The sequence below is a fragment of the Devosia sp. WQ 349K1 genome (assembly GCF_016595685.1).
GTDB lineage: Bacteria > Pseudomonadota > Alphaproteobacteria > Rhizobiales > Devosiaceae > Devosia.
Map to the genome: position 1 here is coordinate 57118 of NZ_JAENGO010000007.1, position 21318 is coordinate 78435.

25 protein-coding genes, 1 tRNA gene and 1 riboswitch are annotated in these 21318 nt (G+C 56.1%); of the genes, 18 read left to right on the forward strand and 8 right to left on the reverse strand.

All coding sequences use genetic code 11. The features are described 5' to 3' along the window. Positions 1 to 69 precede the first annotated feature (69 nt). From glyA to JHL21_RS14285, 4 genes are all read left to right on the forward strand, one after another. Positions 70 to 1359, forward strand: a complete 1290-nt coding sequence (gene glyA, locus JHL21_RS14270; protein WP_200214194.1) for a serine hydroxymethyltransferase — start codon at positions 70 to 72, stop codon at positions 1357 to 1359. A 15-nt stretch (positions 1360 to 1374) separates the two neighbouring features. Then, entirely contained in the window at positions 1375 to 1851 is a 477-nt protein-coding gene (nrdR, locus tag JHL21_RS14275) for a transcriptional regulator NrdR (protein ID WP_169196091.1), read from the forward strand. 20 nt (positions 1852 to 1871) lie between these two features. Continuing rightward, complete coding sequence (gene nusB / locus JHL21_RS14280) at positions 1872 to 2354, forward strand: transcription antitermination factor NusB (protein ID WP_169196092.1); 483 nt, start codon at positions 1872 to 1874, stop codon at positions 2352 to 2354. Positions 2355 to 2447: 93 nt separating this feature from the next. Further along, complete coding sequence (locus tag JHL21_RS14285; protein WP_200214196.1) at positions 2448 to 3434, forward strand: acyltransferase; 987 nt, start codon at positions 2448 to 2450, stop codon at positions 3432 to 3434. Positions 3435 to 3454: 20 nt separating this feature from the next. On the opposite strand, the gene JHL21_RS14290 is transcribed toward JHL21_RS14285, so the two are convergent. After that, positions 3455 to 3892, reverse strand: a complete 438-nt coding sequence (locus tag JHL21_RS14290; RefSeq protein ID WP_169196094.1) for an outer membrane protein assembly factor BamE — start codon at positions 3890 to 3892, stop codon at positions 3455 to 3457. 167 nt (positions 3893 to 4059) lie between these two features. Between JHL21_RS14290 and JHL21_RS14295 the strand changes: the two genes are divergently transcribed. The 6 genes from JHL21_RS14295 to JHL21_RS14320 all read left to right on the forward strand — a co-directional run bounded on the left by JHL21_RS14295 (position 4060) and on the right by JHL21_RS14320 (position 8256). After that, the gene (locus tag JHL21_RS14295) at positions 4060 to 4581 is read left to right on the forward strand and encodes a ubiquinol-cytochrome C chaperone family protein (RefSeq protein WP_200214198.1); all 522 of its coding nucleotides are present in this window, start codon (positions 4060 to 4062) and stop codon (positions 4579 to 4581) included. A gap of 3 nt (positions 4582 to 4584) precedes the next feature. Further along, positions 4585 to 5130, forward strand: a complete 546-nt coding sequence (locus JHL21_RS14300; protein ID WP_169196096.1) for a DUF177 domain-containing protein — start codon at positions 4585 to 4587, stop codon at positions 5128 to 5130. 74 nt (positions 5131 to 5204) lie between these two features. Beyond that, positions 5205 to 6266, forward strand: coding sequence for a phosphate acyltransferase PlsX (gene plsX / locus JHL21_RS14305; protein WP_200214200.1), 1062 nt, complete (start codon positions 5205 to 5207; stop codon positions 6264 to 6266). Positions 6267 to 6271: 5 nt separating this feature from the next. After that, complete coding sequence (locus JHL21_RS14310; protein ID WP_169196098.1) at positions 6272 to 7249, forward strand: beta-ketoacyl-ACP synthase III; 978 nt, start codon at positions 6272 to 6274, stop codon at positions 7247 to 7249. 212 nt (positions 7250 to 7461) lie between these two features. Further along, positions 7462 to 7773 carry an integration host factor subunit alpha gene (locus JHL21_RS14315; protein WP_169196099.1) on the forward strand — a complete coding sequence of 104 codons (312 nt, stop codon included), beginning with the start codon at positions 7462 to 7464 and terminating at the stop codon, positions 7771 to 7773. A gap of 27 nt (positions 7774 to 7800) precedes the next feature. Continuing rightward, complete coding sequence (locus JHL21_RS14320; protein ID WP_169196100.1) at positions 7801 to 8256, forward strand: MerR family transcriptional regulator; 456 nt, start codon at positions 7801 to 7803, stop codon at positions 8254 to 8256. A gap of 33 nt (positions 8257 to 8289) precedes the next feature. Here the strand turns inward: JHL21_RS14320 and JHL21_RS14325 are convergent, their stop codons facing one another. The 3 genes from JHL21_RS14325 to JHL21_RS14335 form a co-directional block, all read right to left on the reverse strand. Beyond that, on the reverse strand, positions 8290 to 8538 hold the full coding sequence (locus JHL21_RS14325) for a hypothetical protein (RefSeq protein WP_200214201.1): 249 nt from the start codon (positions 8536 to 8538) through the stop codon (positions 8290 to 8292). A 76-nt stretch (positions 8539 to 8614) separates the two neighbouring features. Continuing rightward, a complete protein-coding gene (locus JHL21_RS14330) occupies positions 8615 to 9577 on the reverse strand; it encodes a DMT family transporter (protein ID WP_200214203.1) in 963 nt (320 codons plus the stop codon). Between the two features lie 94 nt (positions 9578 to 9671). Next, positions 9672 to 9813, reverse strand: a riboswitch (FMN riboswitch). A gap of 190 nt (positions 9814 to 10003) precedes the next feature. Further along, a complete protein-coding gene (locus tag JHL21_RS14335) occupies positions 10004 to 10207 on the reverse strand; it encodes a YMGG-like glycine zipper-containing protein (protein ID WP_169196103.1) in 204 nt (67 codons plus the stop codon). 233 nt (positions 10208 to 10440) lie between these two features. Between JHL21_RS14335 and JHL21_RS14340 the strand changes: the two genes are divergently transcribed. After that, positions 10441 to 10517: transfer RNA gene (locus JHL21_RS14340), tRNA-Pro, on the forward strand. Positions 10518 to 10782: 265 nt separating this feature from the next. On the opposite strand, the gene JHL21_RS14345 is transcribed toward JHL21_RS14340, so the two are convergent. From JHL21_RS14345 to JHL21_RS14355, 3 genes are all read right to left on the reverse strand, one after another. After that, positions 10783 to 12183, reverse strand: a complete 1401-nt coding sequence (locus JHL21_RS14345; RefSeq protein ID WP_367948201.1) for an undecaprenyl-phosphate glucose phosphotransferase — start codon at positions 12181 to 12183, stop codon at positions 10783 to 10785. Positions 12184 to 12368: 185 nt separating this feature from the next. Then, a complete protein-coding gene (locus JHL21_RS14350; protein ID WP_200214208.1) occupies positions 12369 to 13475 on the reverse strand; it encodes a glycosyltransferase family 4 protein in 1107 nt (368 codons plus the stop codon). 29 nt (positions 13476 to 13504) lie between these two features. Then, positions 13505 to 14056, reverse strand: coding sequence for a polysaccharide biosynthesis/export family protein (locus tag JHL21_RS14355; RefSeq protein ID WP_210338917.1), 552 nt, complete (start codon positions 14054 to 14056; stop codon positions 13505 to 13507). 149 nt (positions 14057 to 14205) lie between these two features. Between JHL21_RS14355 and JHL21_RS14360 the strand changes: the two genes are divergently transcribed. Then, positions 14206 to 16482, forward strand: a complete 2277-nt coding sequence (locus JHL21_RS14360) for a GumC family protein (protein WP_200214210.1) — start codon at positions 14206 to 14208, stop codon at positions 16480 to 16482. A gap of 11 nt (positions 16483 to 16493) precedes the next feature. After that, on the forward strand, positions 16494 to 17534 hold the full coding sequence (locus tag JHL21_RS14365) for a polysaccharide deacetylase family protein (RefSeq protein ID WP_200214211.1): 1041 nt from the start codon (positions 16494 to 16496) through the stop codon (positions 17532 to 17534). Here the strand turns inward: JHL21_RS14365 and JHL21_RS14370 are convergent. After that, positions 17531 to 17749, reverse strand: coding sequence for a DUF2842 domain-containing protein (locus JHL21_RS14370; RefSeq protein WP_169196109.1), 219 nt, complete (start codon positions 17747 to 17749; stop codon positions 17531 to 17533). The genes JHL21_RS14365 and JHL21_RS14370 overlap by 4 nt on opposite strands. A gap of 89 nt (positions 17750 to 17838) precedes the next feature. Between JHL21_RS14370 and JHL21_RS14375 the strand changes: the two genes are divergently transcribed. The 5 genes from JHL21_RS14375 to JHL21_RS14395 all read left to right on the forward strand — a co-directional run bounded on the left by JHL21_RS14375 (position 17839) and on the right by JHL21_RS14395 (position 21193). Next, the gene (locus JHL21_RS14375; protein ID WP_200214451.1) at positions 17839 to 18891 is read left to right on the forward strand and encodes a COX15/CtaA family protein; all 1053 of its coding nucleotides are present in this window, start codon (positions 17839 to 17841) and stop codon (positions 18889 to 18891) included. Between the two features lie 159 nt (positions 18892 to 19050). Further along, complete coding sequence (rplM, locus tag JHL21_RS14380) at positions 19051 to 19515, forward strand: 50S ribosomal protein L13 (protein ID WP_169196110.1); 465 nt, start codon at positions 19051 to 19053, stop codon at positions 19513 to 19515. A gap of 1 nt (position 19516) precedes the next feature. Then, positions 19517 to 19999, forward strand: coding sequence for a 30S ribosomal protein S9 (gene rpsI, locus JHL21_RS14385; protein ID WP_169196111.1), 483 nt, complete (start codon positions 19517 to 19519; stop codon positions 19997 to 19999). 96 nt (positions 20000 to 20095) lie between these two features. Next, a complete protein-coding gene (locus JHL21_RS14390; protein WP_200214212.1) occupies positions 20096 to 20491 on the forward strand; it encodes a VOC family protein in 396 nt (131 codons plus the stop codon). A 63-nt stretch (positions 20492 to 20554) separates the two neighbouring features. Continuing rightward, complete coding sequence (locus tag JHL21_RS14395) at positions 20555 to 21193, forward strand: hypothetical protein (protein WP_210338918.1); 639 nt, start codon at positions 20555 to 20557, stop codon at positions 21191 to 21193. Positions 21194 to 21318: the final 125 nt, after the last annotated feature.

The following is a 21318-nucleotide window of genomic DNA, read 5'->3' on the forward strand; positions in this document are numbered from 1 at the left end:
TCGCGCGCTTTCGCGTGATAAAGCCATCGCCAATTCGTCCACTTCGAACTCTTGCGAGGGAACCCTCCGATGAGCGCTGCAAATCTGTTTCCAAACTTCTTCACCAATTCCGTTGCCGAGACCGACCCGGAACTCGCCGCAGCAATGGGTCAGGAACTCGGCCGTCAACAGCATGAAATCGAACTGATCGCGTCCGAGAACATTGTCTCGCGCGCTGTGCTCGAAGCACAGGGTTCGGTGCTGACCAACAAGTACGCCGAAGGCTATCCCGGCAAGCGCTACTATGGCGGTTGCGAATATGTGGACGTGGCGGAAAGCCTTGCCATCGAACGCGCAAAGCAGCTGTTCGGCGTTGAATACGCCAACGTGCAGCCGAACTCCGGTTCGCAGGCGAACCAGGGCGTCTATCAGGCGCTGGTACAGCCAGGCGATACCATTCTGGGCATGTCGCTCGACGCTGGTGGTCACCTGACCCATGGCGCCAAGCCAAACCAGTCTGGCAAGTGGTTCAACGCTATTCAGTACGGCCTGCGTCAGCAGGACGGCTATGTCGACATGGATCAGGTGCGTGCGCTGGCGCGTGAGCACAAGCCAAAGATGATCGTCGCAGGCTTCTCGGCCTATTCGCGCGTCATGGACTGGGCTGAATTCCGCGCAATCGCTGACGAAGTCGGCGCGCTGCTTTTCGTCGATATGGCGCACGTTGCAGGCCTCGTGGCCGGTGGCCAGTACCCAAGCCCATTCCCACATGCGCACGTCGCGACCACCACCACCCACAAGACCCTGCGCGGCCCACGCGGTGGTCTGATCCTGACCAATGACGAAGCGATCGCGAAGAAGATCAATTCGGCCATTTTCCCAGGCATTCAGGGCGGCCCGCTGATGCATGTGATTGCCGGTAAGGCAGTTGCGTTCAAGGAAGCTCTGCAGCCTGAATTCAAGCAGTACGCGGCGCAAGTTGTTGCTAACGCTAAGGTGCTGGCTGATACCCTCGTAAAGGGTGGTGTCGAGATCGTCTCCGGCGGTACGGACAACCACTTGATGCTGGTTGACCTTCGTCCGAAGGGCCTGACCGGCAAGGCAACAGAAGCTGCCCTCGGCCGCGCTTACATCACCTGCAATAAGAACGCTGTGCCGTTCGATCCTGAAAAGCCAGCGATCACCTCGGGCATTCGTCTCGGCACTCCAGCGGGCACGACCCGTGGTTTTGGCGAAGCTGAATTCCGCGAAGTTGGTGAGCTGATTATCGAAGTTCTCGATGGTCTCAAGACCAACGGCGAAGACAACAACGGCGCTGTAGAAGCGGCTGTGCGCGAGAAGGTGAAAGCCCTGACCGCACGCTTCCCGATCTACAGCTAATAGAGGTTACGGCCCATGCGCTGCCCCTATTGCAGCAATGACGACACGCAGGTGAAGGATAGCCGCCCGACTGAAGATTCGGGCGCTATTCGGCGTCGCCGCGTGTGCAACGCTTGCGGGGGGCGTTTTACGACCTTCGAGCGCGTGCAGCTTCGTGACCTGACTGTCGTGAAAAAGAGCGGACGAAAAGTCCCGTTTGATCGGGATAAACTCGCCCGCTCTGTTAACACGGCCTTGCGTAAGCGCGCTGTAGAACCAGAGCGCGCAGAGCGCATGATCTCCGGTATCGTTCGCCAGCTGGAAAGCTTGGGCGATATGGAGGTCACCTCTGACCAAATTGGCGAATATGTGATGGAAGGGCTCAAAGGGCTCGACGATGTCGCATTTGTTCGCTTCGCGAGTGTGTATAAGAACTTCTCTGCGGCGGACGACTTCCGTAACTTCCTAGCCGAACTTGCTCAGGACAAAACCGTCCTGAGTGAAGATGACTGATAGAACCGATTGAACAGCCGATGACCGACCATCCAAAACGTGATCCCGGCGCTGTGCGCCCCGCTAATCAGCGTGGTGCTGCGCGCCTTGCCGCCGTTCAGGCGCTCTATCAGATGGATATTGGCCGCGCGACGCTGGAAGACACGCTCGCACAGTTCGGCGCCTTCCATCTCGGCCGTGAAATCGAAGGCGAACAGTATCTACCCGCTGACGCCGATTTCTTCCGCCAGATCGTGTCCGGCGTTGCTAAGCATCAGCTCCAAGTTGACCCGACGGTCGACAAAGCGCTGGCAGAAGGCTGGCCAATTGGGCGTGTAGACGCGACCCTGCGCGCTATTTTACGCGCTGCTGCGTTTGAGTTGCTGTTCCGCAAGGATATTCCGGCACGCGTCGTCATCACTGAATATGTTGATGTTGCACGCGCGTTCTATGAGGACGATGCAGCGGGCCTCGTGAATGGCGCTCTCGACAAGATTGCCCGCGACGCCGGTTCCGAGCTCTAAGAGCGCCAAAATCAAGAATTCAAAATGCCCGGAGAAATCCGGGTATTTTTTTGTTCTGCGATCGCCCTATCCTGACCGTTGGGAGGGTAGAGGATGGGACAGACAACCGTAAACAGACATGCGGGGGCGGATTTACTGCGCCTCGTCGCCTTCTGCGCCGTTGTTTGCATCCATGCCTACGGGGCGTTTCCCGAAGGCGATCCGATGCGCGACATCCTGCGCGACCTGTCGCGCTTCGCCGTGCCAAGCTTTTTCATCCTTGCCGGATTTTTCAGCGCCACAAACGCTCCTGTTCGCAAACTCTGGCAGCGTATTGCATGGCCGCTCTTGTTCTGGCTCGCGTTCTATAATGTGCGCCCCGGTGCCTATGTGGGCGACCCTGTCGTGCTCGTGGAACGGGTTCTGCTCGTCGCGTGGACCGGAGGGGCCGGATATCATCTGTGGTACTTGCCGGCCTTGCTCGTCGGCGGGTCGATCGTATTCGCTGGTCTGTCGAGCATGGGCTTTGCCGCAACCGCGGTACTGACGACTGTTTTACACGCAACGGGCATGTTGCTAGGTGTATATAGCGCGCTGCTGACTGGCGAAGTTTTTCCCATCTATTGGATGCGCAGCGGACTGTTCTTCGCGCCGCTATTCTTCCTGATTGGTGTCAGCCTGAAGCGCGATCCAAGGTGGATGCAGCTCTCGACACGCTGGTGGCTCCTCGTGAGTCTTCTGGGGCTCGTGCTGCACTTGGTTGAGAAGTACAGGCTCCGAGGGGCAAGTTTCTCGGACAACGAGTACTCAATTGGCACGCTGTTCTGGGCCGTGGGGGTAGGCGTTGTATTCCTACGTATCAGTAGGCCGACTTCGCCCATTCTGTCGGCACTCGCGCAAGCCAGTTTCGGAGCCTATCTGGTCCACGTCTTCATCCTGAGACGGGTTGAGGACTACTTCCCGCACTGGACTCCATACACGCAGATTATAGTGGTGATCGTGGTGTCGTTAGGCCTTGCAACGGCCTATCGATACGGCCTCACTTGGGCACAATCACAGCGGCCAAGAAAACAAAAAAGCCTCAGAAAATCCGAGGCTTAAATTCGTTTCTGGAATCAGAATTAGAACGAGGAGAGGATCGAGTCGATGAAGGTCGCATCCTGACCGAAAGATGGGGTGCGGCGGGTTTCGATGTCGACCGCGCGGCCATCCTGTAGCGAGTAGACAGCGCGCTCGCTGACTTTCTTGCTCTTGTCGAAATAGACCGCCAGAACCGTACGTTCCTTGATCTGCGTGAAGCCAAACGAGGTTTGGTTCACCTTGGTCTCGACATAGTACCAAGCGGTCTGGTCACCGAATGTGTTGGTCGACTGCGGCGACCCCAGAACCAACTGTACCGTCTGCTGACTTTGACCCGGACGGATCTGCTGCAGCGCAGTGCTTGGGATGACGTACCCTTGGGTGCGCTGTGTCACCAGAGCAGTGCTGCTACTGCAACCAGCTAGCGCAACGGCCAGAATGGTCGCGACAACGGAGGCTTTTGCAAGACGCAGGCTCATAGTTTGACTTTCCCAATGGCTCTCGACTATAGGCGGTTGTAACGAGGCGCGTGCCTTTTGTGGCCGCCGGAATGTGTAGCTGTCAACTTAGCTTTCTGGCAAGCTGACAGTGGTCCGGCACCCCAATCTGCCTGTGTTTGACCCATACCGACGCCGAGCGCAATCCCATGATTATGTCCTTGTTTCGCAAGAACTCCGCTACAGAGCCAGTTTATGCGATTTATAACGCCATTGTGGCGCAATCCCGGCAGCCTGTTTTCTATGCCGAATGGGGTGTAGCTGACACAGTTACGGGCCGTTTCGACATGATCAGCCTGCACATGGCCCTGCTTTTCCGCCGTCTGCGCGCGGGCGGCGAATCTGACAAGGCGTTTAGCCAGGCCGTATTCGATCTCTTCTTTAAGGATATGGATCGCTCGCTGCGCGAAATGGGCGTGACGGATATCGGTATACCGAAAAAAATTCAGAAGATGGGGAACATCTTCTTTGGGCTCTTAGCAGCCCTTAATACCGCCATCGATAGCGGCGATAAGGAAGCCTTGAAGGCCGTTCTTGCCCGCAACGTTTATGACCAGCCGACCGACGAACATGTCTCGGCTCTTGCGACTTATGTGCTGGCACAAGACCAAGCACTGGTGGCGCAGAGCACCTCCGACATAACCGGCGGTAAGCTGACTTTTGGAGCCTAAATTATGACTATCCAAGACGAGCCAATTTTCGACGCCATTGTGCGTCTTGATAAGCTCCCAGCGTCTGGTCGTTCCGTTAACGTCAACGCCGACGAAGCGCAGCGCGCTGCAATTGCTGAGTCGCTAAAAATACTCGCCGTTGATCGTTTTGTTGCCGAGCTGACCGTTGTGCCATTGCGCGGCGGGTTACGCGCGCAGGGTTTTGTGGATGCAGTGGTCCAGCAAGCCTCGATCATCAGCCAGGATCCGGTTGAAGAAAAGCTGCGTGAACCTATCGATCGCGTGTTTTTGCCTGCAGCTAAGGGTGAAAAACCTGCTGCGCCAGGCTCGGAAGTGTTCATCGACCTTGAAGATGACGAATTTCCAGATCACATCGATGGCTCTGAGGTCGATTTGAGCGCTTTGATGCTTGAAACTCTTGCACTTGCGCTCGATCCCTATCCGCGTCTCCCGGGTGAAACCGTCGAGAGCTTAAACTTGCAGAACGAAGGGGAAGAAAATCCCTTTGCTAAGCTCGCAGCCTTGAAGAAGGACGCAGACAAGTCCTAGGGTGAAGGGCTTGCGTCGACCCCATCTTGGGATATGTTTGCTCGCCCCACCGGCGGGCCAGATAACAGGCTGAAATGAACGATACTATAACTATTTCCGTGGACGCTATGGGCGGCGATAACGCGCCCCGCGCGGTCCTCCACGGTGCCTATCTGGCGCTGAAAGAGCGCAAGAACACGCGTTTTATTTTCCACGGCATTGAGGAGCAGGTTGCTCCGCTCCTTGAAGAATTTCCTGCGCTTAAAGCCGCGTCGACACTCGTTCCGTGCGAAACCGTGATCGCGATGGACGAAAAGCCAAGCCAGGCTCTCCGCAAGGGGCGCGGCACGTCGTCCATGTGGAAGGCAATTCAGTCAGTTAAGGACGGCGAAGCCGATGTTGCCATTTCAGGTGGTAACACCGGTGCTCTTATGGCCATGTCGACCTTCTGCTTGCGGCCGATGGAAGGGATTTCCCGTCCTGGTATCGCAGCTATTTGGCCGACAGTGCGCTCGGACATCATCGTTCTCGACATGGGCGCGACCATCGGCGCTGACGCTCAGCAGCTGGTAGACTACGCCATTCTGGGTTCGGCACTCGCGCGTGCGCTGTTTGATTCCGAAAACCCGACCGTGGGCCTGCTCAACGTTGGCACTGAAGAGGTGAAGGGCCTGGATTCTATCAAGGATGCTGGCAAAATCCTCGCTCAGGCGAGCGGCAATGGCTTCACCTATCATGGCTTCGTTGAAGGCGATGATATCGGCAAGGGCACCGTCGACGTTGTCGTCACCGAAGGCTTTGTTGGCAATATCGCGCTAAAAACTGCTGAAGGTACTGCTCGTCAGGTCGCTGCCTATCTCAAGCAGTCACTGACCGCCAATTTGATGAGCAAGATTGGTGCGCTATTCGCGTCCTCTGCCTTGCGCGCTCTCAAGCGCAAAATGGATCCACGTACCGTCAATGGCGGCGTGTTCCTCGGCCTTAACGGCGTGGTCATTAAATCCCACGGCGGTACTGACGAAGTCGGCTACAAGAGTGCTCTCGGCCTTGCCTATGACATGGCGCGCAATCGCCTGATGGACAAAGTTGGCGATACCTTGCAGCGCTTCCCCATTAACAAGACAGAGACCTCTCTGCCTACAGAAACCGAGGCATAATCGGCGTGACCAGAGTACGATCCATCATCCGCGGTGTCGGCAGCTATCTGCCTGCAAACGCTGTCACGAACGAAGATCTCGCTAAGCGTGTGGACACTTCGGACGAGTGGATTCAGCAGCGCGTTGGTATCAAGAAGCGCCACATTGCAGCGGAAGGTGAGTTTACATCTGACCTCGCGACTGCGGCTGCACGTGCGGCGCTCGACAATGCAGGGCTCACGCCTGACGATATCGACCTGATCATCGTCGCGACCACCACGCCTGACTATACGTTTCCATCGGCGGCCTCGCTGGTGCAGATGAAGTTGGGCATGAGCCACGGCTTTTCATTCGATATCCAGGCCGTGTGTTCGGGCTTTGTCTATGCGGTGACAACCGCTGACACCTATATCAAGTCGGGCATGGCCAAGCGTGTTCTGGTTATTGGCGCGGAAACCTTCTCCCGCCTCCTCGACTGGAATGATCGCACCACCTGCGTCCTTTTCGGGGACGGGGCAGGCGCTATCGTACTGGAGCGCGTCGAATTGGCTGAGGGCGAGCCAGAGCGTGGTATCCTAGCGTCTGCTCTGCGTTCGGATGGCAAGCACTGGGACAAGCTCTACGTCGACGGTGGGCCATCGACGACAGGCACCACTGGCCACGTGCGCATGCAGGGTCCAGAAGTGTTCCGCCACGCCGTGGGCAAGATCACCGACGTTGTGTACGCAACATTGGAACAGGCTGGCTACACGACCGACGACCTTGATTGGTTTGTGCCGCATCAGGCCAACAAGCGGATCATCGATGGTGCTGGGGCCAAGCTTGGCCTGGCGCCAGAGAAGGTTGTGACCACTGTAGATCAACACGCCAATACTTCTGCTGCGTCTGTGCCGCTCGCATTGAGTGTCGCCGTCGCAGACGGCCGTATTAAGCCGGGTGATCTGGTGATGCTCGAAGCAATGGGTGGCGGATTTACTTGGGGCGCTTCGCTCATTCGCTGGTAAATATCTGACATGCATTGACGTTAAGCTGTTCAAGGCATTACTGTCTCCCTCGGGGAGAAGGATCCAATGCCTTGAGCGTGCTTATGCCGCAAAATGGGCAGTATTGGGATGTGTTCCTGACTGGGCAGTATTCGTTGTGCCAAAGGGCGCAGCAGTCTCGTCGCTTTCGATACTGGGTACGGACATTCAGTCCGTTGGATTTTGGGGGTGCTATGTCGCAGAAGACTATTACGCGCGCCGATTTGGCCGAAGCAGTTTATGGTTCTGTGGGTCTATCTCGGACGGAATCTGCTGAGCTTGTCGAACGAGTGCTTGAGCTGGTCTCAGACGCTTTGGTCGTCGGTTCTCACGTCAAACTATCGTCCTTTGGGTCGTTCCACGTGCGTTCGAAGAACGAGCGTATCGGACGTAATCCTAAGACGGGCGAGGAGGTTCCGATTTTGCCTCGGCAGGTTCTTGTGTTCAAACCGAGCAACGTGTTGAAGTCCAAGATCAACAAGTCTATGGTTTCCTCTGCAGAGTAAGGCTTTCTTACGAGGGGACCGGCTGTTTTGGATAAGTCGCCCGACGCGTTCCGCACGATTTCGGAGGCAGCTGAAGAGCTGGATCTACCGCAGCACGTACTGCGGTTCTGGGAAACTCGGTTTGCTACCATCAAGCCTCTAAAGCGAGGTGGTGGCAGGCGATACTACCGGCCGGAAGATGTGATGCTTTTACGCGGCATCCGCCATTTGCTCTACGATCAAGGGTTTACCATCAAAGGCGTCCAAAAGATCCTCAAGGATCAAGGACCGCGCTATGTCATCGCCGTAGGCGAGGGCAAAGGGCTTGATGAGATACTGCCGTTGATTGAAGAGGCGGAAGCTGCGGGAGATGCAGCTGAGCTTGAAGAAGCCGTGCTGTCGGCTAGCCCTGAGCTCGATGAAGATTCGCGCAATAAGCTTTCAGAGGTTCTGCGCGAACTGCTCGAGTGCAAGCGTATCCTTGAGCGGGCTCGCGAACACTAAATCAGTCACGCAATGAATACGGAAGAGCCGCGCTTAGCGCGGCTCTTCGTCGTTTTGAGTGGTCTCTGTCGGTGCCGTCTCTGGGGGCGAAGCGTCGTTTTTTGGGAATTTGACGAAGAAATTCCATACGAAGTAGATCAGAACTACGCCGACGATAGAGGCCCAGAACATGTCGCCTGTATAGAGCAGTTCCCAGCCTAACCAAATCGCAAGGAACACGGAGATACCGCCGCGTATCCACATCGGTCTAAAAAAGCTGACGTCGTTTTCTTTCAGCGCCATCTGGCCCCCTCTCAAAAACATTGAGGGCCTTAGTACAAGGCCCTCAACCAATGCTCCAGCATTTATTACGCAAGTGTTACGCTGTTTGTAGTCTGTTTGGGGTGCTGTCGCGTTCGACCCAATAGATAAACACCGATGCGCCAACAATCAAAAGGGCGCCAATCCAGAAGTAGCCAGACGGCACTTGTCCTAGAGCGATCCAGCCGATCAATCCGCCAAGCGGCACCTTGAGGTCTCCAAAAGGCTGCAGATAGGTAGCGTCTGCATTGCGATAGGCAAAGGCTAGCAGATAGTTCGCTGCAGCGGTGAGTGCGCCGAGCAGCAAAAGCAGGAGCAGGCCAAAACCTTCAGGCAATGCAAACGGGAAGCCAGTGGCCAGTCCCGCAGGCAGCACTGTCGGGGCAAGCCAGCCGAGAGCATTGACGATCAGTAAGATTGCCAGATGGTTGGGCGTCACCAGCAGCAGAAGCGAAATGGTAAGCGTTTCGGGGCTCTCCTCGCGGGCGAGGTGTTTGGTGATTATATCTGTACCGGCCCACAGGGCTGCAGCGAGAATGGGTATCAGTGTTTGTGCGGAGAAGCCTTCGCTGCCAACGCCCGAGACGATGACCGCGCCGATAAAGCCCACGACCGCCGCGCCAAGGCGGGCAGCAGAGACGCGTTCCCCGAGAAAGAAGTACGAGCCCATAATGATAAAGAGGGGGCCAGTAGCGAGCAGCGTCACCATTTGCCAGATCGGTACGCCGGAGGCGAAGCCGTAGACGAACACGTGCACGCCGAGTGCCGACACAAAGGCGCGGAGCTCGTGCAACATCGGGTGTCGTGTTCTGAGGTTTTGGAGGCCAATGCGCATGATCAGCGGTAAGGCGAGCAGGGAGGCAATAACATATTGCCAGAAGGCCATGCCTGTGGAGCTCATGTTAAACTGCCAAGGCAACACAGACTGAAGCGTGTTTGATCCTGCGAAAGCAAGCGAGGCAGCGAGCATAAACATCGCGCCGAGGGCTGCATTTCGGGTCGGGGAGGAAATCTGGTTCATTGTCGTCCTTTCCGTAACCAGTTTCCTCAGGGTTACGGGCGGCGACAGCAGGTATGCGCGCGCAAAGGCATGCATACCCAATCTGGGTACCTAATCCCGTTCTCTATCATCCGGACTATGACCGTCGGCTCCGGAATCACACCGGATCTGCTGACCTTCCCGAAGGAAGCGCTCGCGGGCTTGGCCTTGTGAGCCTTACCGCCGGTGGGGACTTTCACCCCGCCCTGAGAACTATGCGGTTAATCCCGCATGCCTCAGACCTAGGGGAGGGCGCCAGAGAATGCAAGAGAGCACAAGAGTGTAACTGGCGCAGCAGGGCGACGGGGCCGCTTAGGCTTCTAAAAAGTCACTCAATCCGGATACCTCGGCACCTGGATCGAGCCTAGCTTACTAGCTTAGGGTAGGGCCCTAAGAAGAGGTCGACGATTAGCGGTTGGCGACCAGAGCGCCGACAGCCGCACCGCCAGCGCCACCAACGACAGCGCCGGTATAGCCGCCAAGGGCCCCGCCAACCAATGCGCCGCCAGCACCGCCTACAGCTGCTCCGGTCACAGTGCGCTCTGTGGTTGTGCATGCGGTCATTGTCAGGGCAGCGAAAGCGACAAGCGCGATTGGTGCGAACTTCTTCATTGTAGTCCTCCGGATAGGTATGGGAGTTTGAGCATAGTCGATCTAGCAGGCGAGCAAAACACTTATCCCCCATGCCCAACGCTATCGGTGATAGCCCAAGTTGCGAGACGGCAAACGGTTCGCGTCATTCGTGTCCGAGATGTGTAAAACCTGCCGATACTCCGCAAATGGTCTATGCGCCGAGTTTTTAGGGGTTGCGCCAAAACCCCTGTTTCCTTATGAGATTTTTTAGTCGGGGCGTAGCGCAGCCTGGTAGCGCATTTGTCTGGGGGACAAAGGGTCGTGGGTTCGAATCCCGCCGCTCCGACCATTATAATGATGACAGTTCATACGCCGCTTAGCCTCGCTGAGCGGTTTTTTTGTTTGCCACTACCGCTCGTCTTGACCGCTTTTTGCCTGCGGCACGTGTCCTGTGGGATCGGGAGACTATCAGCGCCCAAGAGGCCGCTTATTCCTCTCCTGAGCTGCCTCCATATCCTGCCTTTATGGCAGTCGGCTGTCCCCAAGGGCGGGGAAGCTTAGCGCTAGGCGTTGTTGGGTCTGTCCTGGGCTGCCTAATCGCAGCGCGACAGGCCCTAATATGCATTCCCGGACGAGAAGAGGCGGAACGGCGTTAGTACAAGGATCTTGAGGTCGAACAGGATCGACCAGTTTTCAATGTAATAGAGGTCGTGGTTCACACGCTGTTCGATCTTATCGAGCGTATCAGTTTCGCCGCGCCAGCCACTAATCTGAGCCCATCCGGTTATGCCAGGCTTGACCTTGTGGCGGGCAAAATACCCTTCCACGGCTTCGTAATACAGCGTGTTCGCGGCTTTAGCCTGTAGGGCATGGGGGCGCGGGCCGACGATCGACAACTCACCTTTGAGCACATTGAAAAGCTGCGGTAGCTCATCAATTGAGGTGCGGCGGATAAACTTGCCAACTTTTGTGACGCGCGGATCGTCTTTTGTCACCAGCTTCGCAGCATTGGCGTCGAGCATGTCTGTTCGCATGGAGCGGAATTTGTAGATGCGGATCAGCTCGTTGTTGAAGCCGTGTCGATCTTGAACGAAAAATATCGGACCTTTGCTCTCTAGCTTAATCGCAAGGGCGGTGATGAGCATGATGGGCGAAAGCGCGATGAGCGCCAGTATCGCGACCGTTTTGTCGAAAGCCCATTTGAATACAAGATTCCAGTCTGAAATCGGTCTGTCCGCCATGTCGAGCACGGGCAGGTCGCCGACATAAGAATATGCCTTATTGGTGAAACGCAGTTTGCTCATATGTGCTGAGAGTCGGATGTCGACAGGCAAAACCCAGAGTTGGGTCAGCATGTCGAGAACGCGCTTCTCTGCGGACAGCGGCATAGAGACGAGCACGAGGTCGACACGCGTGCGACGGGCAAATTCCACGAGATCAGAAACACGGCCGAGCTTATAAAATCCACTCACTTCATCTGGTGAGCGATCGTCAACGCGATCATCGAATAGGCCAATAAGCTCAATGTCAGACTTGGCGCTAGTTTGGATTTGGTTGATCAGCTGAGCGGCGTCTTGTCCGCCGCCGACGATAACAGTCCGACGCTTGAGTTGCCCGGCGTCGCTCCAATGTTGAACCAACGAACGCAGGCTAAGTCGATAGACTACGAGGGTAATGCCGCCGAGGGCCCACCAGCTCATCAGCCAGACGCGGCTAACCTGATCGCCCGCTTTGAAGAAGAAGAACCCGATAGCCAAGATTGCGATGACACTGGACCAGCCAGCCAACACACGCCCCAGTTGCCAAAATCGCGATCTATAGGCGCGGATGCGATGGGTTTGCGCAATGTTGAAGAGCAAGTTTGCCACGAGGCCGCTTGCGAGGATGACCGGAAGATAGAAATTCTCTTGGCCAGTGCCGACATAGCTCCAGTAGATCGCAGAGCCTATGGTGACCAAGAGGAGTGCTTCGACGATTTGCGCGAAGCCTGCAATAACGGTGCTTGAATACCCCACGTCAGCAGGTGCGCTGATGAGTTCCTCTGCTCGTGGCGATAATGTGCCACTAGATGGTGCTCTCTGGCTTACCTGATTATGTAATGCTGACTGCGTGTCGATCTGAAACATATCGAATTAATACCCGCTCTATGGGTACTATTGACCACAAACATCACCGAATGTGTGAATCGATATGGTCGAAGTTATTTGCTTGGTTGATAGATCTTTAATATCGATGTTGTCATTGAATCTAACGTAAATAATTCAGAGACATAGCTACGACGAGCGTGCATCGCATTGATTTCGATCTGAGGGTTGTTTAGGTGCGCCTGCATTGCGTTAGCTAAGGCAGTTGTGTCTCCAGCCGGAATTAGTCGGTCCTGAGTGGGGCCGAATATTTCAGCGATTCCGCCAACACGGGTGCTGATCACCGGTAGGCCCGCCGCGGTTGCTTCCATCACCACATAGGGTAGGGATTCAGCGAGGGACGGGAGAACTGCGCACTCGCCTAGGGCAAAAGCCTCGCGAGCCGGACGCGATCCCAGAAACCGGACTTGATCCGTCAGTCCGAGGGTTGAAATCAATTGCTCTAGTTCTGGCCGAGATGGGCCATCGCCTGCCACGACGAGGGTCGGTCGGCTGTCATCGGCTCGCTGGACTTGGGCCAGTGCTTCTACAAGGTGGAAGATGCCCTTGAGTTCGCGCAGTTCGCCCACAAAGACAAAATCCGACAGCGGATGGCGATGTTCGAGTGGCTCGAATTCGGCAGGGCGTAGCCCGTTATAAATAACACTCGTCGGGCAGGTGGGGGCTCCGATCAGCGCGCTGTAGGTTTTGAGCGCAAAATGGCTTTCGAAAATTATCGCATCTGTTTTGCGCATGAGTGCGCGTTCCAACTTGTGGAATATCTGCCCAGAGCGCGAGGTGGACGGAAAATGCAAGACGCCACCGTGAGGCGTGTAGACGGTGCGGGCCTTATTGCCGCCCAGTCGGGCGAGACGAGCGTAGAACCCGCCTTTGGCACCGTGACCGTGAATAACATCCACGTTTAGGCGTTTGGCCAATTTGTTGACCGCGAACGGTGTCTTGAGATCGCCCAGGCCGAAAACTCGGGGCATTGGATGGCGATAGACGCCCAAGCTCGTGAACTGTTCTATCGCTTTGAGCTTAGCTTCGGTCTGAGCATCGCTGGCGAGGGCGTCAACGACTATGCCAATCTCGTGGCCTCTGGCCGAAAGCTCTTCAGTAAGGTCGCAGACATGGCGGAATAGGCCGCCAACCGGAGCGCGCAGCACCTGCAAAATACGCATTGGCACGCTCCTTATGTGCGAATATTTGTTTAGAACCAGCGCTCTGAAATCACCAGCGTGTCGCCGGGGGCAATCGGGAAATCCAGTGGTACTGGGCTACGGCCCATCTTGTCGGCCTGGCGGCGATAGACGATCACTTGGTTTCGGTCCGCGGTGGGCGTAAAACCACCGGCAGTGGCAATCGCTGCGCGCACTGTCATGCCGTAGACATAGGGAAACTGGCCGGAGGTTTTCACTTCGCCGGCAATATAGAACGGGCGATATTGCTCGACCTCAACTGCCACATCCGGGCTGCGCATGTAGCCATTGGCGAGCGCCGAGGCGAGGCGCTTGGACGCCTGTTCTGTTGTGGTGCCCCGGACCTGAACCGCGCCGACAAGCGGGAAGGCAATGGCGCCCTTATCGTCCACTCGGTAGCTTTTGGATATTTCGGGGTCGCCGTAAACCGACACCCGAACAGTATCACCTGTGTCTAGTTGGTAGGGGCCGCGTGTTTCAACAGAATAGGCTGTTGGGCGCGTTGTCGTGCATGCGCCCAGCATAACTGGCAAAACTAATGCAATAATGAGAGCGCAGCGCATCTTAACCCTACTTATTCTGTCGTAGAACTTATGTTCTGTCGTGGTTAAGAAAGTGATAGCGCGGAGTAGGTGTTAGTAAAAACGCGAAATGATTAACTGAATTTTGATCGTAACGGGCTCTATTCCAATAAGGAATTTGGGGTCCACTAATGGTTTACGAGTCACCGGTCATCGACGATGCGCGAATTAACGTTGCTGGCTTGCTCTCTGCAGTAGGTCGGAAGTTGCCGCGAATTATTGCGCTAACACTTGCTTTGCTCGCAGTGACATTCGTAATTCTAATGTTTGTTCCAAGGACTTACGATGGAACTGCGGCAGTCCTTGTGGAGCCGCGACAGAGTGCGTCCGGACAGAATTCGGGTGATGCCCGGCTTAGTATTTTTGCCACGAACCCGGCCGGTGTTGTGGCAAATCAAATACAGCTCATTAAGTCACCTGACACGCTGATGCGGGTTATTGATGAGTTGGATTTGCGCTCTGTGCCAGAATTTAGTGGCGCTGGAGAAGGTGGTTTTGAGCTGGGTGCCTTGCTGCCGCAGCTCGGTCGCCGCACCGAAACACCAGAAAACGTTGATGCACAGGTTCTGTCTGCTCTTTCTGCTAGCCTGTCGGTGTCGCAGCAGCCTCAGTCCGCTGTGATCGCGATAACAGTATCGTCTCGTGATCCGCAGTTGGCTGCGGAAATCGCCAATGCCATCGCGAAAGCGCATGTCGAGCGTCGTGCGGGACTGAGCCTATCCGACAATGTCGAGACGTCCGGTTGGCTGCTTGAAGAAATTGATCGCCTGCGCATGTCGGTCGGTGAGGCCGAACGTGCGGTCGCTGACTTCAAAGTCGCTAATGATCTTTACATCGGACAGGGTAACACCAGCCTGCTGGATCAGCGTTTGTCGACCATCGCGTCGCAGATCAGCGCAGTACAAGAGCAGCGTGGCAATGCTGAAAAACGTGCTGCCCTAATCCGTGACGTTGTTGGTCGTAACCAGCCGGTTGAGAGCTTGGTCGACGTTCAGTCATCCCTCGTCGTGCAGCAGCTGTCACAAGAGAAGGCGCGCATTCAGAGTGAACTGGCCCAGCGTTCCGCAACGCTCCTCAGTAGCCATCCAACGATGCGTGCCCTCAATGCTCAAATCGGCGAACTCAATGCGCAGGTCCGTGCTGAAGCGCAGCGGATGGCCGTCGCGCTAGAGGCCGAAGCGCAGATTTACACCGACCAAGAAGCGTCTCTGCGTGCTGACTTTGAAGCGGCCAAGAACACCGCGTCGACGGCAACCATCGATACCGTGACCCTTGATAGCCTGCAGCGTGAGGCCAAGTCGCAACGCGACCTACTGGAAGCGTATCTGTTGCGCTACAACGCGTCATCAACACGCGTCGACATCAATTCTGAATTGCCTGACGTGCGCGTCGTAACCGCAGCTGCTGCGTCCTCTTCGCCGTCAGCGCCGAAGACCGCGCTCATCATGTCTGCGGTCGCCTTTGTGTCGATTTTCTGCCAGATCGGCGGGGCAATTTTTGGTGAGTTGATGTCCGGTCGTGCGGTCGTGTCGTCCCGGACAGCTGCAGAGTATTGGGGCCAACAAGCCCGCCCGTCCGATGAGCCCAGTAACAATACCGCGGGCGATCTTGTAGAGCATATCGCTACGCTTCAACAGCCAATTCTCGCTGGGGCCGCTTCTGATGATGAGACCATCGTAACTGCGGAAAAACCTCAGTCCGGCGGTGTGGATCTGGCAAATGTCAAAGAAATGGTGCGCAAGATTCTTGCCGAGACAGACCAGAACAGGGCTCCAGATGCTTCGCCTGCTCCTGTAGAGGATGCGTCTGTTGAGCGGTTTGGTTTCAATGCGGCTGAGCCTGTTGTTGAGCCCGTCGACAAGGGGCTGATCCGTTATGACGAACTCGTTGCTGACCTGGTTTTGGGGCGCACCAATCTTCTGCTGCTGACCGATCACGGAGCCGAGGAGGGTGGCGAGCATCTTGCTGAAATTCTCGTCGCGGATGCGCTTTCCAAAGGCCTAAGTGTGGCGCTGGTTGATGCGGGGTCTGGCAAGGTTACGGCGGCGCCGGGACTGTCCGATCTCACTCTGGGGGAGGCGCGCTTCGGAGATGTGGTGCAGAAGTCTGCCGACAACAGCTTTGCTGAAGTGTCTTGGGGTCGCCACGCAGGTCTCGATCGCACCTCACCGCGTCCAGTTACATTGATTGAAGCCCTGACGGATATTTACGAGATCGTCGTGGTCCTGACTGGGGAGACGAAGACGCAGTCCTTGCTTGCTGATTTTGCGCAAGTGGGGGGGCGTGTGGTTCTAGTTGTTGGTCGCAATAGCGAATTGACGTCAGCCTTTGTGGCCCGACAACAGCTGCTTGAGGCCGGATACGCTTCAGTGGACGTCGCTGCGGTCACCAAGCCTGTCGCAGCCTAGGCAGTTTGACTATGGCGCTGAAATACACCCTGATCCGTGCCGCTTTTGAGGCACTTTGGCTCGCGAACGCACCGAGGTTGTTCGACCAATTTTCAGAGGCGCGGGGCGTCATTTGGACACTACATCGCGTGCTGCCGCAGCCCCCAAAGGCTTTTGCGCCAAACGGCATATTGCAGGTGCAGCCGGAATTCCTCGCCTACTGCCTCGAGCGTCTCGCCGATCGCAAGATACCGGTTGTAACCCTTGACGAGGCGCTGGATCGCCTCACGATGCCGAGGGCCAAATCGACATTTGTCGTGCTGACTTTCGACGATGGCTATAAGGACAATTTGATCCATGCCCTCCCAGTGCTGGAGGCCGCCCGCACCCCATTCACGCTTTATGTGCCGACCGCATTTCCTTCGGGCGGCGGACAGCTCTGGTGGCAAGCTATCGAGGACATAATCGGCAAGGCAGGGGAGGTTCGGTTCCAAGGCACCGCAGGTGCCGTCGTTCTCCCGGCTCGCTCAACAAAAGAAAAGCACACCGCTTTCAATCAGCTCTATTGGCATTTGCGCAAAATGCCGGAAACGGAGCGACTGTCGCTGCTGGCGGAATTCAGTGCCAATTACCGCTATGACCTCTCAGCCCAATGTCGCGCAGAAATCATGGATTGGGACGAGATCAAGCAGGTGGCCAATCACCCACTGGCAACGATCGGGGCGCATACCGTCAACCACTATGAATTGGCCAAACTGCCGTTGGATCAAGCACGCGCTGAAATTGTGGATTCGGTGACGGCACTAGAGCAGCGCCTCGGCCAACGACCAAAACATTTCTCTTATCCCCTCGGTGGGCCGCTTTCTTGCGGCGAGCGGGAGTTTGAACTTGTCGCGCAGCTGGGGTTCACCTCGGGCGTGACGACGCGACCCGGCGGTCTTTATCCTCATCATCGCAAAACACCCACGGCGCTGCCGCGAGTGTCGCTCAATGGGCTGTTTCAACAAAAGCGCTACGCCGACATCTTTGCCAGTGGCGGGCTCTTCACTCAGTTGGGCCGGATATCGGGTTAGCGTTGGGGCAGGGGATTTGGCTTGGCCATCCAGCGAATGAGAATCATCGCTGGGATCGTCCAACCCATGCCCGCGAAAATAAAATAGATGATCAGCACCAGCCCCGGCAGCCCTTCAGGCAAGAGTAGATAGCCCCAAGTGCCCAAAACGGCCCATCCAGCGATGGAAATGACCAGCAAAAATGCGCCAATCAACTTGCGGTTACGCTGACTCATATGCGGCATCCGGTCTGTTGCGATAATGTCGCGGGGGGATTACCACTCCCGCACCTTAACTGATACTGGAAATTAGCGTCGTGACCTTCATGCAAGATGCGGCCCCGGGCAAAGTGAGCTTTGCGGCCGACCGCCTCCGCCCGGTGCGTATTTGGCTTTATGGCATGGCGGCATTCGTGCTGCTGATTGTCGTTGTGGGCGGCATCACCCGCCTCACCGAGTCTGGTCTGTCGATCACCAGCTGGAATGTCGTTGCGGGTGTAATTCCTCCATTGACCCAAGCCGATTGGGAAGCGGAGTTCGAAGCGTATAAGCAGATCCCGCAATACACGGTCATCAATCATTGGATGAGCTTGGACGATTTCAAGCTGATCTTTTTCTGGGAATGGTTCCACCGTCTTTTGGCGCGTGCGCTGGGGTTCGTCTTCCTGATCCCATTTGTTGTTTTCTTGGCTCAGAAGCGCTTTTCCAAAGACCTCGCTCTGCCCCTTTTCGGTCTGTTCCTTTTGGGCGGTTTCCAGGGCTTCCTTGGCTGGTGGATGGTGTCCTCGGGCCTATCTGAGCTGACCTCGGTATCTCAGTATCGCTTGGCGGCGCACTTGTCCGCCGCTGGCGTGCTGCTCTACGCATTGCTCTATGTTGCACGGACGATCACACCCGGACGTACACTTGGGCACGTCAGCAGCTTTAATTGGGTGACGACGATCGCTCTGCTGGTCGCCCTCGTCTTGCAGATCGCTGCGGGTGCGTTTGTAGCCGGTATGGATGCGGGGAAGGGCTATCAGACTTGGCCACTCATGGATGGCTCGGTCATTCCGAACGGCCTCTTGGTGATGGATCCGGTTTGGAAGAACTTCTTTGAGAACGCGCTGACTGTTCAGTTCAATCACCGCAACATCGCCTATCTGATCACAGCCTTCGTTGGTTTCCTGATCTGGCGTCGCGCTAAGGATGGTGGTTTTGCTGGCGTGCACACCTGGCTAATCCGAATTGGCGTGCTCGTTCTCGCTCAAGTTGTCCTCGGCATTGCGACACTCCTGTCGGACATTCAGATCGATCTGGCTGTCGCGCACCAGGGGCTCGCCTTTATTCTGGCAGGCGCTATCGTGCTCTACTTGGCTGATATGCGTCGCGCCCGATAACAACACAAAGAACTGCGGTAATATAATACCGCAGTTCTAACCTGTTGTTTTTGTTGAGCTTTTTAAAGGCTCTTGACGGGTGAGGGAATCCCTCTTAAACCCGCCACGAAACGGCCATCCGTGCGCGGATTTGGCCTCCTGAATCTAGGGAATTCGATTATGACAACGTTCTCGGCAAAACCGAGCGATATCGAAAAGCAGTGGATCCTGATCGACGCCGAAGGCCTCGTCGTGGGTCGCCTTGCTTCGATCATTGCATCGCGCCTGCGCGGCAAGCACAAGCCAACCTTTACCCCACACATGGACATGGGTGACAATATCATCGTCATCAATGCCGACAAGGTAAAGCTCACTGGCCGCAAGCTCGACCAGCACCGCTTCTACTGGCACACCGGCTTTGCTGGTGGCATCAAGGACCGCACTGCACGTCAGCTGCTCGAAGGTCGCTTCCCGAACCGCGTTCTTGAAAACGCTGTTCGCCGCATGATGCCAGGTGGCCCGCTCACCCGCGCTCAGCTCAAGAACCTCCGCGTTTACGCTGGTTCCGAGCACCCACACGTCGCACAGAACCCAGCTACGCTGGATGTTGCTGCGATGAACCCCAAGAATGCACGGGTGAAGTAACATGGCCGAAACCATCAATTCTCTCGAAGATCTCGGCACTGCAGCAGTCGCTCCGGCTGTTAACACTGCTCCGGTTCACGTTCAGAAGCTCGACAGCCTCGGCCGCGCCTATGCAACCGGCAAGCGTAAGAACGCTGTCGCTCGCGTATGGATCAAGCCAGGCAAGGGAACTCTGACCATCAACGGTCGTGAGTTCTCCAAGTACTTCGCTCGTCCAGTTCTCCAGCTCATCGTCAAGCAGCCAATCGTTGCGACTGAGCGTCTGGACCAGTACGACGTGAACGTCACCGTTGCCGGTGGTGGTCTGTCCGGTCAGGCTGGTGCTGTTCGTCACGGCATCTCCAAGGCTCTCACCTACTTCGAACCTACCCTGCGTAGCGTTCTGAAGAAGGGTGGCTTCCTGACCCGTGATAGCCGTGTTGTTGAACGTAAGAAGTACGGTAAGGCGAAAGCCCGTAAGTCCTTCCAGTTCTCCAAGCGTTAATCGCTACGGATTCTGTATTTTGGAAAGGGCCGGGAAACCGGCCCTTTTCTTTTGCCCTACTGAGTGGCTACAAATCTGCTTCGGGAGGTAAATAGCGTGTTCAACCACATCACTGTCGGCAGCAATGATTTGGAGCGGGCAGGGCGCTTTTACGATGCGCTCCTGTTTCCACTCGGCCTTAAGCGGCGCATAGTTGACCCAGATGGTGGCCCACGTGCGCTCTGCTGGATTGTTGAAGACCACCTTCCTCGATTTTATGTCTACGAACCCTATGACGGACAGCCAGCACATCCCGGCAACGGCGTCATGGTTGCCTTCCGCGCTCAAACCGAAGCGGAGGTCATTGCGGCATACGACGGTGGTATGGCCAATGGCGGTAGCGATGAGGGAGCGCCCGGGCTCCGCCCCCACTATGCCTCCAGCTATTTTGGCGCTTACTTACGGGATCCTGACGGAAACAAAATTCACATCGTCAGGCGGGCATCTGACTGATCGTTAAGGGATTTCTTTCCGCTACACTATGGAAAGCCAGTGCCGACGCCCTATATAGCCAAAATGCAGAATCTCGTAACTCGTTTCCACTTGCTGTTATTCGGCGTCACCATTGCCATCAGTGGTGTGGCTCTGTTCAATATCCCGGCTAATTATGTCTTTGCAGCGCACTGGACACGAAGCGAGGCCGATTGGACTTGGCCACTTGAAGACGCTCTAGCAACTGGTCCCGTTGTGCAAATCGCACTAATGGCCGCCTTCTGGGGCCTGGGACGTCTGCTCACCAAAAACCATTTCTCAAAAGTTGAGCATTTGCTGCAGCCGGCGCTGACTTTGTTGCTCTCCGTCATAGCGGGTTGCCAGATGGGTTTGCTCGCCCTTGGTATAGGCTCAGACTTCGATTTTTTCCGCATCACAGCAGGCCTGCTTGTCATGACTTTGCTTGTGTTGGCTGTTGTGCTGTTCGAGGCGGAGCGTCACAGCTACGCAGGAATGCGCATGCCTTGGCGCGTGGGCTCGGATCGCGCTTGGGCCGTGGTTCACAAAGGCACAGCCCTCGTCACCATACTCGCTGCTGTGGCTCTTGCCGCTAGTGTCTGGTTCTATGCTGGGCCGGGTCCGATGGTCGTTACGATGGCAGCAATACTTGTGTCCCTGCCGATCTTTGCCGCGCTTCTAACTCTGCTGACGCGTCGCCTCTGAGACAAACTTCCCGCAGAACAGCGTAGCTGGGCAGAAAAAACTTCTCTCCCCGAAGGAAATGAAACGCCATTCGCTGCGTTTCGCAACTCACAGGCGTAGAGTCTGGCCAATTACTAGGCAAGTTG

Coding starts and splice junctions, on each gene's coding strand:
- glyA (WP_200214194.1), top strand. CDS start 70: ATGAGCGCTGCAAATCTGTTTCCAAACTTCTTCACCAATTCCGTTGCC.
- nrdR (WP_169196091.1), top strand. CDS start 1,375: ATGCGCTGCCCCTATTGCAGCAATGACGACACGCAGGTGAAGGATAGC.
- nusB (WP_169196092.1), top strand. CDS start 1,872: ATGACCGACCATCCAAAACGTGATCCCGGCGCTGTGCGCCCCGCTAAT.
- JHL21_RS14285 (WP_200214196.1), top strand. CDS start 2,448: ATGGGACAGACAACCGTAAACAGACATGCGGGGGCGGATTTACTGCGC.
- JHL21_RS14290 (WP_169196094.1), bottom strand. CDS start 3,892: ATGAGCCTGCGTCTTGCAAAAGCCTCCGTTGTCGCGACCATTCTGGCC.
- JHL21_RS14295 (WP_200214198.1), top strand. CDS start 4,060: ATGATTATGTCCTTGTTTCGCAAGAACTCCGCTACAGAGCCAGTTTAT.
- JHL21_RS14300 (WP_169196096.1), top strand. CDS start 4,585: ATGACTATCCAAGACGAGCCAATTTTCGACGCCATTGTGCGTCTTGAT.
- plsX (WP_200214200.1), top strand. CDS start 5,205: ATGAACGATACTATAACTATTTCCGTGGACGCTATGGGCGGCGATAAC.
- JHL21_RS14315 (WP_169196099.1), top strand. CDS start 7,462: ATGTCGCAGAAGACTATTACGCGCGCCGATTTGGCCGAAGCAGTTTAT.
- JHL21_RS14325 (WP_200214201.1), bottom strand. CDS start 8,538: ATGGCGCTGAAAGAAAACGACGTCAGCTTTTTTAGACCGATGTGGATA.
- JHL21_RS14330 (WP_200214203.1), bottom strand. CDS start 9,577: ATGAACCAGATTTCCTCCCCGACCCGAAATGCAGCCCTCGGCGCGATG.
- JHL21_RS14335 (WP_169196103.1), bottom strand. CDS start 10,207: ATGAAGAAGTTCGCACCAATCGCGCTTGTCGCTTTCGCTGCCCTGACA.
- JHL21_RS14350 (WP_200214208.1), bottom strand. CDS start 13,475: ATGCGTATTTTGCAGGTGCTGCGCGCTCCGGTTGGCGGCCTATTCCGC.
- JHL21_RS14355 (WP_210338917.1), bottom strand. CDS start 14,056: ATGCGCTGCGCTCTCATTATTGCATTAGTTTTGCCAGTTATGCTGGGC.
- JHL21_RS14360 (WP_200214210.1), top strand. CDS start 14,206: ATGGTTTACGAGTCACCGGTCATCGACGATGCGCGAATTAACGTTGCT.
- JHL21_RS14365 (WP_200214211.1), top strand. CDS start 16,494: ATGGCGCTGAAATACACCCTGATCCGTGCCGCTTTTGAGGCACTTTGG.
- JHL21_RS14370 (WP_169196109.1), bottom strand. CDS start 17,749: ATGAGTCAGCGTAACCGCAAGTTGATTGGCGCATTTTTGCTGGTCATT.
- JHL21_RS14375 (WP_200214451.1), top strand. CDS start 17,839: ATGCAAGATGCGGCCCCGGGCAAAGTGAGCTTTGCGGCCGACCGCCTC.
- rplM (WP_169196110.1), top strand. CDS start 19,051: ATGACAACGTTCTCGGCAAAACCGAGCGATATCGAAAAGCAGTGGATC.
- rpsI (WP_169196111.1), top strand. CDS start 19,517: ATGGCCGAAACCATCAATTCTCTCGAAGATCTCGGCACTGCAGCAGTC.
- JHL21_RS14395 (WP_210338918.1), top strand. CDS start 20,555: ATGCAGAATCTCGTAACTCGTTTCCACTTGCTGTTATTCGGCGTCACC.